Raw genomic sequence first — 8,045 nt, forward strand, 5'->3', positions numbered from 1 at the left:
CATGCTGATCCGGACTGGCTACGACATAGTTTTCGAGACCGAGGTCGCGACGCCGATGATGGCGATGCTGAGCCTGCATCCGTCCCGCAACAAGGATCTCGTGACGCCGCACCGGATCGTCGCGACCCCCGACGTGCCGACCTACGACTATCTCGACGCGTTCGGAAACGTCTGCACGCGCGTCACGGTGCCGAAGGGCGGCCTGACGCTGTCGTGCGACTTCACGATCGAGGACAGCGGCGCGCCCGATCCGTTCACGCCGGATGCGGTCCAGCATCCGGTCGAGGATTTGCCCGACGACATCCTGATCTACCTGCTCGGCAGCCGCTATTGCGAGACCGACCGGCTGACCGAGACCGCCTGGTCGCTGTTCGGCCATGTCCCCGCCGGGTGGCAGCGGGTTCAGGCGGTCGTCGACTTCGTCCATAGCCATGTCGAGTTCGGCTATCATTATGCCCGCCCGACGAAGACCGCGTGGGACGTTCATCAGGAGCGCCAGGGCGTATGCCGCGACTTCGCCCACTTCGCGATCACGCTGTGCCGGTGCATGAACATCCCTGCGCGCTATTGCACCGGGTACCTCGGCGATATCGGCATCCCGCCGGTCGACGCGCCGATGGATTTTTCGGCATGGTTCGACGTGTATCTCGGCGGCACGTGGCATACGTTCGACGCGCGCCACAATCGCCCGCGGATCGGTCGCATCCTGATGGCGCGGGGCCGCGATGCGACCGACACCGCGCTGACGACGACGTTCGGTCGTGCGCAGTTGGTCAGGTTCGACGTGCATACCGACGAAGTCTTTGCCGACGACCAGCCGAGCGGGTAAAAGCGCAGGTGAAGCGGCGGTCGCGAAAACTTAACCCTTGTGGGTAAGGTCGCGTTCGGCCTAACGGCACCGATCCTCAAACTTATGCTGCGATGCACAACATGACTTCGACCCCAGACACCTCCGCGCCGAACAACGCGAACGCGCTGCTCCTCCAGGCCATCGCGTTGCGCAAGTGCATCACCGCGACCTACAACCGGATGGTCTGCACGCTCGCGCCGCACATCCTGTACACTAAGCATGACGATGTGTTCGTCGATGCGGTGACGCTCGAGCGCGACGGCCAGCCGCCCAAGGAGATCAAGCTCGGGACGTTCAAGCTCGCCGGGCTGAAGGATATCGAGGTGACCGATCGTCCGTTCGTCCCCGACGCGATCTTCAACCCCGGCGATATCAAGTACGACCGCGTCACGCTGTTCGTCGTCGATCGGTCGTAAAAGTCTTCGAGGGCGCCTGCGGAGCGCTATTCGCCTGATTTCGTTCCGTCATCCTGACGAAAGTCAGGATCCAGAGTAACAGGCGCTGCCCATCATGGCTCTGGATCCTGACTTTCGTCAGGATGACGGATTATAGGCGATGCCTCAGACCGCGGGCGGCAACCACGCGGTCTCGATCTCGCCGTAGCGGTCTGTAAACCCGGTCGCCGCGACCAGCGCCGCTTCGTCGACGATCCGGACCCGCCGCCCGTTCCGCTCGATCACGCCTGCCTTCTCCAGCGCGCGGATCGTCCGGTTCACATGCACCTTGGTCAGCCCGAGCGCATCGCCGATATCGGTCTGCGTCAGCGGCAGGTCGAAGGAATCGACGATCCCCCCCGCCGTCACGCGCAGCCGCGCCATGATGTCGAGAAGTAGCGTCGACAGCCGCTCGCTCGCCCCCATCCGCCCGATCGTCGTCAGCCGGTCGCTCATCGCAACGTTCTCGGCCGCGGCGATCGCATAGAGCAGCCCGGCGATGCGCGGTTGCGCGCGGAACAGCAGCCCGAGTTCGGTCTTCGGCAAATCGATCACGATGCAGTCCGAAATCGCGGTCAGCGTTGCCGCTGCCTGCGACCATGCCATGCTGGACGTTCCGATCAGGTCGCCCGCATAGTGGAAGCGCAGAATCTGGCGCCCGCCGGTGACCAGCTTGGTCGAGGAGTGCAGCCACCCCTGCCGCACGACGTACAGTGCGTGGCTTTCGCCACCCTCCGCAACCAGCACGTCGCCCGCGCGCAGCCGCCGCTCGCCGCGTTCGGCGTGCAGGATCGCCTCGCGTTCGGCGTCGGTGAGATCGAGATGCCGCCCCAGTCGTGCGATCAAACCGCTCAATTGCATGCTTTACCCTTTTCCTTGCGCGCGGCTGTTGCCGTCCCGCCGCCAAATTGTCGTACCGCGCGTCGTAAATCGCGCGATCCTTCGTAAGTCTATTGATGACGATGCAATGCCGTCATTGCGATCGTCCTAACGCGCTTTCCACCAGCGGCGCAACGCGGGCGGTGATCCGGTCGACGCCGGTCCGGTTGGGATGAACGTGATCCGCCTGCATCAGTGCGGCGTCACCGATGACGCCATCCAGGATGAACGGGTACAGCGTCGCATGATAGGCCTTCGCCAAGTCGGTCCATATCCCATTGAACTGGGAAGAATACTCCGGACCCAGATTGGGCGGCGCCATCATCCCGGTTAGCATCACCGGGATACCCCGACGCTTCGCCTCGTCCATCATCGCCGTCATGTTGGCGCGCGTTTCGGCCGGGGAAATCTGCCGTAGAACATCATTGCCGCCAAGGCCCAGCAGGATCAGGTCAGGCTTTCGCTTCAGGTTGTCGAGCGCAAACGCGAACCGCTGTCGGCCCGCCGCGCTGGTATCGCCCGAGACGCCTGCATTGACGATCGTCGCGTTGATCCCGTCCTTGCGCAACCGGTTCTGCAAGGCATCGGGCAGGCTCTGACCGCGGTCGAGGCCGTAGCCGGCATACAGGCTGTCCCCGAATGCCAGGATCAGGCGCTCGGGACCCTGCGGCGCCGGTGTCGTAATTACGGGCGAAACTGCGTTTGTTGCAGGCGGCGGGGCAGGGACTTCGGGTGTCCGATCGCAGCCGGCCAGCAACCCCGCTTGGAGAAGCGCCAGTCCGCCCCCATAAAGAGGCCAGCGTCGCATCCGTTTCTCCAAGATATTGGTCTCCATGTCCGAACCTGCTTCCGCCGATATGGTGATCTCGGCGCGCGATGTCACGCTGACACTCGGCGCATCGACCGCCGCGACGACGATCCTCAAGGGCATCGATCTCGACATCGCCCAAGGGACCAGCGTCGCACTGCTCGGGCCTTCCGGGTCGGGCAAGTCGTCGCTGATGGCGGTGCTGTCAGGACTGGAGCGCGCTACCAGCGGCCGGGTCCAGGTGGCCGGGCTCGATTTCGGCAAGCTCGACGAGGATGCCCTGGCGCGCGCGCGGCGTGGACGGATCGGCATCGTCCTCCAGGCCTTCCACCTTCTCCCGACGATGACCGCGCTCGAGAACGTCGCCGTGCCGATGGAACTGGCGGGGATGACCGACGCATTCGAGCGCGCGGAGGTGGAACTCGCCGCAGTCGGCCTCTCGCACCGGATCGGCCATTACCCCACGCAACTATCCGGCGGCGAGCAGCAGCGCGTGGCGATCGCCCGCGCACTCGGTCCGCGGCCCGCGCTCGTCTTCGGCGACGAACCGACCGGCAACCTAGACGCCGCCACCGGTGCATCGGTCATGGACCTGCTGTTCGATCGCCGCGCTGCGACCGGCGCCACGTTGATCATCATCACGCACGATCCCGTACTCGCCGCGCGTTGCGATCGCATCGTCGAACTCGCCGACGGCCGGATCGCCGCGGATCGCTTGCGGTGAGCGAATGGCGGCTGGCGTGGCGGCTTGCCCGTCGCGAACTCGATCTTCGGTTTCGCGGGTTGCGGCTTCTGCTGGCATGCCTGTTCCTGGGCGTCGGCGCGCTGGCGGCGATCGGCAGCCTGACGCAATCGATCGACGGCGAGCTTGCGGCCCGCGGCAGCGCGATCCTCGGCGGCGACGTCGAGTTCGGCACGTCGCAGCGCGCCGCCACGGCTGACGAACGCGCGGCGATGGCCCGGCTCGGCACGGTTTCCGAGACCGTCAGGATGCAGGCGACCGCGATCCGCGGCACCAACAGCGTGCCGGTCCAACTCAAGGGCGTCGACGCGGTCTACCCGCTTTACGGGACGCTGGCCGTACAGGGTGGATCGGTCGCGAAGGTCGACGATCCCAAGGCGATATTGATCGTCCCGGCCCTGGCACAGCGGCTCGGCGTCGGCCGCGGCGCGCGCGTACGGCTAGGGATCGCCGACTTCATCGTCGCTGGCGTGATCGCGAACGAACCCGACCGCCTCGGCGAGGGCTTTACGCTCGGTCCCGTCGCGATCGTCTCGATGGCGGGCATCGCGCGCACCGGCCTGGTTCAGCCCGGCAGCCTGTACGAGAGCAAATACCGGGTGCGCCTTTCGCCCGGCGCCTCGCCGACGACCGCGGTCGATCGGTTCAAGGCGGCATTCCCGACCGGCGGCTGGGAAACCAAGACTCGCGACCGTGCCGCGCCCGGTGCCGAACGCTTCGTCGATCGCATGGGGCAGTTCCTGCTGCTGGTCGGACTGTCCGCGTTGGTCATCGCCGGGATCGGCGTCGGCAACGGCGTGTCCTCCTATCTGGCCGCCCGCCGCAGCAGCATCGCGGCGCTGAAGGTTCTCGGTGCGACGTCCGGCCTCATCGCGAAGATTTACCTCCTCGAAGTCGCCGTCGTCGCCGCGATGGGGATCGTCGCCGGTCTGGTTGCAGGCGCCGCCACAGTGCCGCTGATCGTGTGGCTGGCAGGCGACGTCCTGCCGGTCGCGCCGCAATTCTCGCTTCAGTTCGCGCCGCTCGCCCTCGCCGCCGCATACGGCATGCTGATCGCGCTAGCCTTCACCGCGCCTCCCCTGATCGAGGCGGGCAGCATTCCCGCAGCCGGGCTGCTGCGCGGTGTGTTCGGCAATCGGTCCGTCCCGTTACGCCGGACCTTGCCCTGGGTCCTTGGTGCAGGAGCCGCTATCGTCGCGCTAGCGCTGTCGACCGCGGACCAGCCGGGCTTCAGCGCAGGCTTCCTCGCGGCGGTGGCCGGCGTCTTGCTGGTGCTGGCGGGGTTCGGCTGGGCCGTACGCCGGATCGCCGCCGCGCTTCCCCGCTCGCGCAAGCCGTTGCTCCGCCTCGCCATCGCCGGTCTCCACCGCCCCGGCGCGCGGACCGGCACATTGGTGGTGGCACTCGGGCTCGGCCTGACGCTATTCGTCCTGCTCGCCGGCATCCGCACCAGTATCGACGCGAACATCGCGCTTACCGTACCCAAGCGCGCGCCGGCGCTGTTCGCCTTGGACGTTCCGCCCGATCGCGAGGCCGAGTTCCGGCGAACCATCGAAGGCGTGGCGATCCACCCGGTCATCCGCACCGTGCCGGCGATGCGCGGGACGATCACCGGATACGGCACGACGCGCGTGGCCGATCTCAAGACGCTGCCCGACGGCGCTTGGGCGTTGCGTGGCGAGCGCGGGCTGACCTATGCCGCGACCTTGCCCCAGGGCAGCGAACTCACTGCCGGTCGGTGGTGGCCGCATGACTATAAGGGGCGGCCGCTGGTCTCGATCGACGAGCGACTGGCCAAGGTGCTCGACCTCAAGATCGGTGATCCGCTCACCTACACCTTGCTCGGCGTAGAGCGGACTGCGCATATCGCCTCGTTCCGCCGGATTAGCTGGGATACGCTCGGCTTCAATTTCGTGATGGTGTTCTCGCCCAATGCGATCGAGGACGCGCCGCATAATCTGGCGGCGACGATCGATCTCGCGCCGGGGCAGGAAGCGCCCGTGATGCGCGCGTTGCTGCCGCGCTTTCCGTCGGTCTCGGTGATCGAGGTTCGCGGCGTGCTGGGCCAAGTCCGCGACATCGTCTCGCAGATGGCGACGGCGATCACCGCCGCGGCGTCGGTGGCGATCCTCGCCGGGATCGCGGTCCTGATCGGCGCGATCGCCGCGGCGCGAGAGGCGCGCACCTATGACGGTGTCATCCTGCGCACGCTTGGCGCGACCCGGCGGCAGGTGCTGGCGGTGCAGGCGCTCGAATACGCGTTCCTCAGTATCGTGCTGTCGGTACTCGCTTTGCTGCTCGGGCTCGGTGGTGCCTGGTATGTCGTGACGCGGCTCTTCAGTTTCGAATGGCGCCCCGATTATACGACCGTCTTGGCAACGTTGCTCGGCGGGGCGGGGTTGACGATGGTGATCGGCCTGATCGGTGCTTGGCCCATTCTCGGCGCGCGGCCGGCGCAGGCGTTGCGGCAACTCTGACGGCACGTTTGCGTCCGCGCGGCGTTGAGGCGCAGGGTACCGGCACTAGGGGGCAAGACGCTGAACACGAACGAAACACGACCCGAGCATGAGGCCACCAGCCCCTGGTCGATGTCGGCACGCGAATGGTGGAAAGTCCTGAAGCGTACCTGGGCCGAAGGGAACGACGACAATATCGGTCTGATCGCGGCGGGTACCGCGTTCTACGGGTTCGCCGCGATCGTTCCGCTACTTGCGTCGGTGGTACTGATCTACGGTCTGGTCGCCGACACCGCGACGGTGGTCGCGAACATCCGCGCGCTGTTCAACGTCCTCCCCGAAGATGCGGCAAGGGTAATCGGCGACCAGCTTGCGACCGTCGTCAATACGTCGGAAGGCAAGAAGGGTTTCGGCCTCGTCATCGCGCTGGGCATCGCCTTGTACGGCGGCACGAAGGGCGCATCGTCGATCGTCACCGCGCTCAACATCGCCTATGAAGAGAAGGAAACGCGTGGGTTCATAACACTGAACCTCCTCGCTTTTGCGATCACCGGTGGTGCCGTGATGCTCGCCTTGGTCGCCGCCCTCTCGACCGCGGCGTTCGCGCTGCTCGATAGCCTGATACCCGGCGCGCCAAAGATCCTGCTCCTGGCGATCCGCCTCGTAAGTTACGGCGTGCTCGCTTCGCTGGGCGTTACAGCGGCGGCATGCTTGTATCGGTTCGGCCCCAACCGTCACAAGGCGAAGTGGATGTGGCTGACCCCGGGCTCGCTGGCCGCAACCGTAATCTGGCTTGGTGCGACGATTGGGTTCGGCATCTACGTGTCGCGCTTCGGCAATTATGGCGCAACCTATGGATCGCTGAGCGCGGTCATCGTGCTGCTGACGTGGCTATGGCTGTCGGCCTACGTCTTCCTGCTCGGCGCAGAGCTGAATTCGGAACTCGAACACCAGACGACGAGCGATTCGACGACCGGCGGGGCCACCCCGATGGGAACGCGAGGCGCGACCGTCGCTGACACGGTTGCAACAGACATGGCCTCGAAGCCAGTCGTTCAGCCTGAGGAGCCGGACAGGGCAGGGGTCTTGGCCGTAGCCCATCTGAGTGGCGTGCATGCAGGCTTGCCCGCGTCGCTTCTGGCGCTGGGCGGTCTGCGGTCGATCCGTCGTGGTTCGCCAGTCGCTGGCCTTGGCATGATCGCGATCGGCGCCGCGCTGGCACACAGGAAGCGTAACCCATCGAGTAAAGCGACGACGAAGGTGCGAGTGAAGACCTGATGACATACGGGCAGTCGACCAAGCTGTTCTTCGATGGCGGATCCCGGCCAAACCCTGGCCCGATCGAATGTGCTGTCGTCCGCAAAGGCGTTACCCACTACCGGCACGATCTGGGTGAGGGCACAAACAGCGACGCCGAATGGCTAGCCGCGATCCATGCGTTGGAGATCGCTCAACTAGAAGGCGATCGCGACATCACGCTGCTAGGCGATTCTACCCTGGTCGTGACGCAAGCCAGCGGTAAGGCGCGGTGCCGTTCGGCAGGCTTGGAAGTGCACCGTAATAGGTTCGCGGAACTCGCCGAACGTTTTGACCGCGTCCGTATCCGGCATATCGGTCGAGCCCAGAACCTTGCCGGCATTGCGCTCGCCCGGCTGCATCCTCGCTAAGGTCGACGGAGGGCTTGCTCAGGCGCACGACATTGGTTTTTCCGAAAACTGACCTCAAACTGTAAAATAGCGTTTGACGGGTTTGTGAGGTGGCCCTAGAGGGGTGTCACCGCAGCGAACGGCCACACGGTCTGGTTGGTGCGGTCGCAAAAAACCAGATGCTCCAAGCTTTCCGAGAGGGAGGTTATGCGAGTGTCGGTATTTTTGTC

At 65.6% G+C, this 8,045-nt stretch carries 8 protein-coding genes; 6 read left to right on the forward strand and 2 right to left on the reverse strand.

What is annotated here, in order from left to right:
* The first annotated feature begins 1 nt into the window (after position 1).
* Positions 2-829 (forward strand): transglutaminase-like domain-containing protein, encoded by an 828-nt coding sequence (locus tag ASE82_RS11935; RefSeq protein ID WP_056063267.1) that lies wholly within the window; start codon positions 2-4, stop codon positions 827-829.
* Positions 830-930: 101 nt separating this feature from the next.
* A complete protein-coding gene (locus ASE82_RS11940; protein ID WP_056063484.1) occupies positions 931-1,266 on the forward strand; it encodes a hypothetical protein in 336 nt (111 codons plus the stop codon).
* 144 nt (positions 1,267-1,410) lie between these two features.
* On the opposite strand, the gene ASE82_RS11945 is transcribed toward ASE82_RS11940, so the two are convergent.
* Both ASE82_RS11945 and ASE82_RS11950 read right to left on the reverse strand, forming a co-directional pair.
* Positions 1,411-2,145: a Crp/Fnr family transcriptional regulator gene (locus ASE82_RS11945; RefSeq protein WP_056063270.1), complete on the reverse strand. Its 735-nt coding sequence runs from the start codon at positions 2,143-2,145 to the stop codon at positions 1,411-1,413.
* Positions 2,146-2,257: 112 nt separating this feature from the next.
* On the reverse strand, positions 2,258-2,971 hold the full coding sequence (locus tag ASE82_RS11950) for an arylesterase (RefSeq protein WP_056063487.1): 714 nt from the start codon (positions 2,969-2,971) through the stop codon (positions 2,258-2,260).
* 25 nt (positions 2,972-2,996) lie between these two features.
* Between ASE82_RS11950 and ASE82_RS11955 the strand changes: the two genes are divergently transcribed.
* The 4 genes from ASE82_RS11955 to ASE82_RS11970 are packed head-to-tail and all read left to right on the forward strand — an operon-like array spanning position 2,997 to position 7,836.
* The gene (locus ASE82_RS11955; protein WP_056063272.1) at positions 2,997-3,695 is read left to right on the forward strand and encodes an ABC transporter ATP-binding protein; all 699 of its coding nucleotides are present in this window, start codon (positions 2,997-2,999) and stop codon (positions 3,693-3,695) included.
* Positions 3,692-6,190: an ABC transporter permease gene (locus ASE82_RS11960; RefSeq protein WP_056063274.1), complete on the forward strand. Its 2,499-nt coding sequence runs from the start codon at positions 3,692-3,694 to the stop codon at positions 6,188-6,190. The genes ASE82_RS11955 and ASE82_RS11960 overlap by 4 nt, the downstream gene beginning before the upstream one ends.
* 24 nt (positions 6,191-6,214) lie before the next feature.
* Positions 6,215-7,447, forward strand: a complete 1,233-nt coding sequence (locus tag ASE82_RS11965; RefSeq protein WP_235524679.1) for a YihY/virulence factor BrkB family protein — start codon at positions 6,215-6,217, stop codon at positions 7,445-7,447.
* Complete coding sequence (locus ASE82_RS11970; protein ID WP_056063278.1) at positions 7,447-7,836, forward strand: ribonuclease HI family protein; 390 nt, start codon at positions 7,447-7,449, stop codon at positions 7,834-7,836. The genes ASE82_RS11965 and ASE82_RS11970 overlap by 1 nt, the downstream gene beginning before the upstream one ends.
* Positions 7,837-8,045 lie beyond the last annotated feature (209 nt).

The organism is Sphingomonas sp. Leaf230 (assembly GCF_001421745.1).
Lineage (GTDB): Bacteria > Pseudomonadota > Alphaproteobacteria > Sphingomonadales > Sphingomonadaceae > Sphingomonas.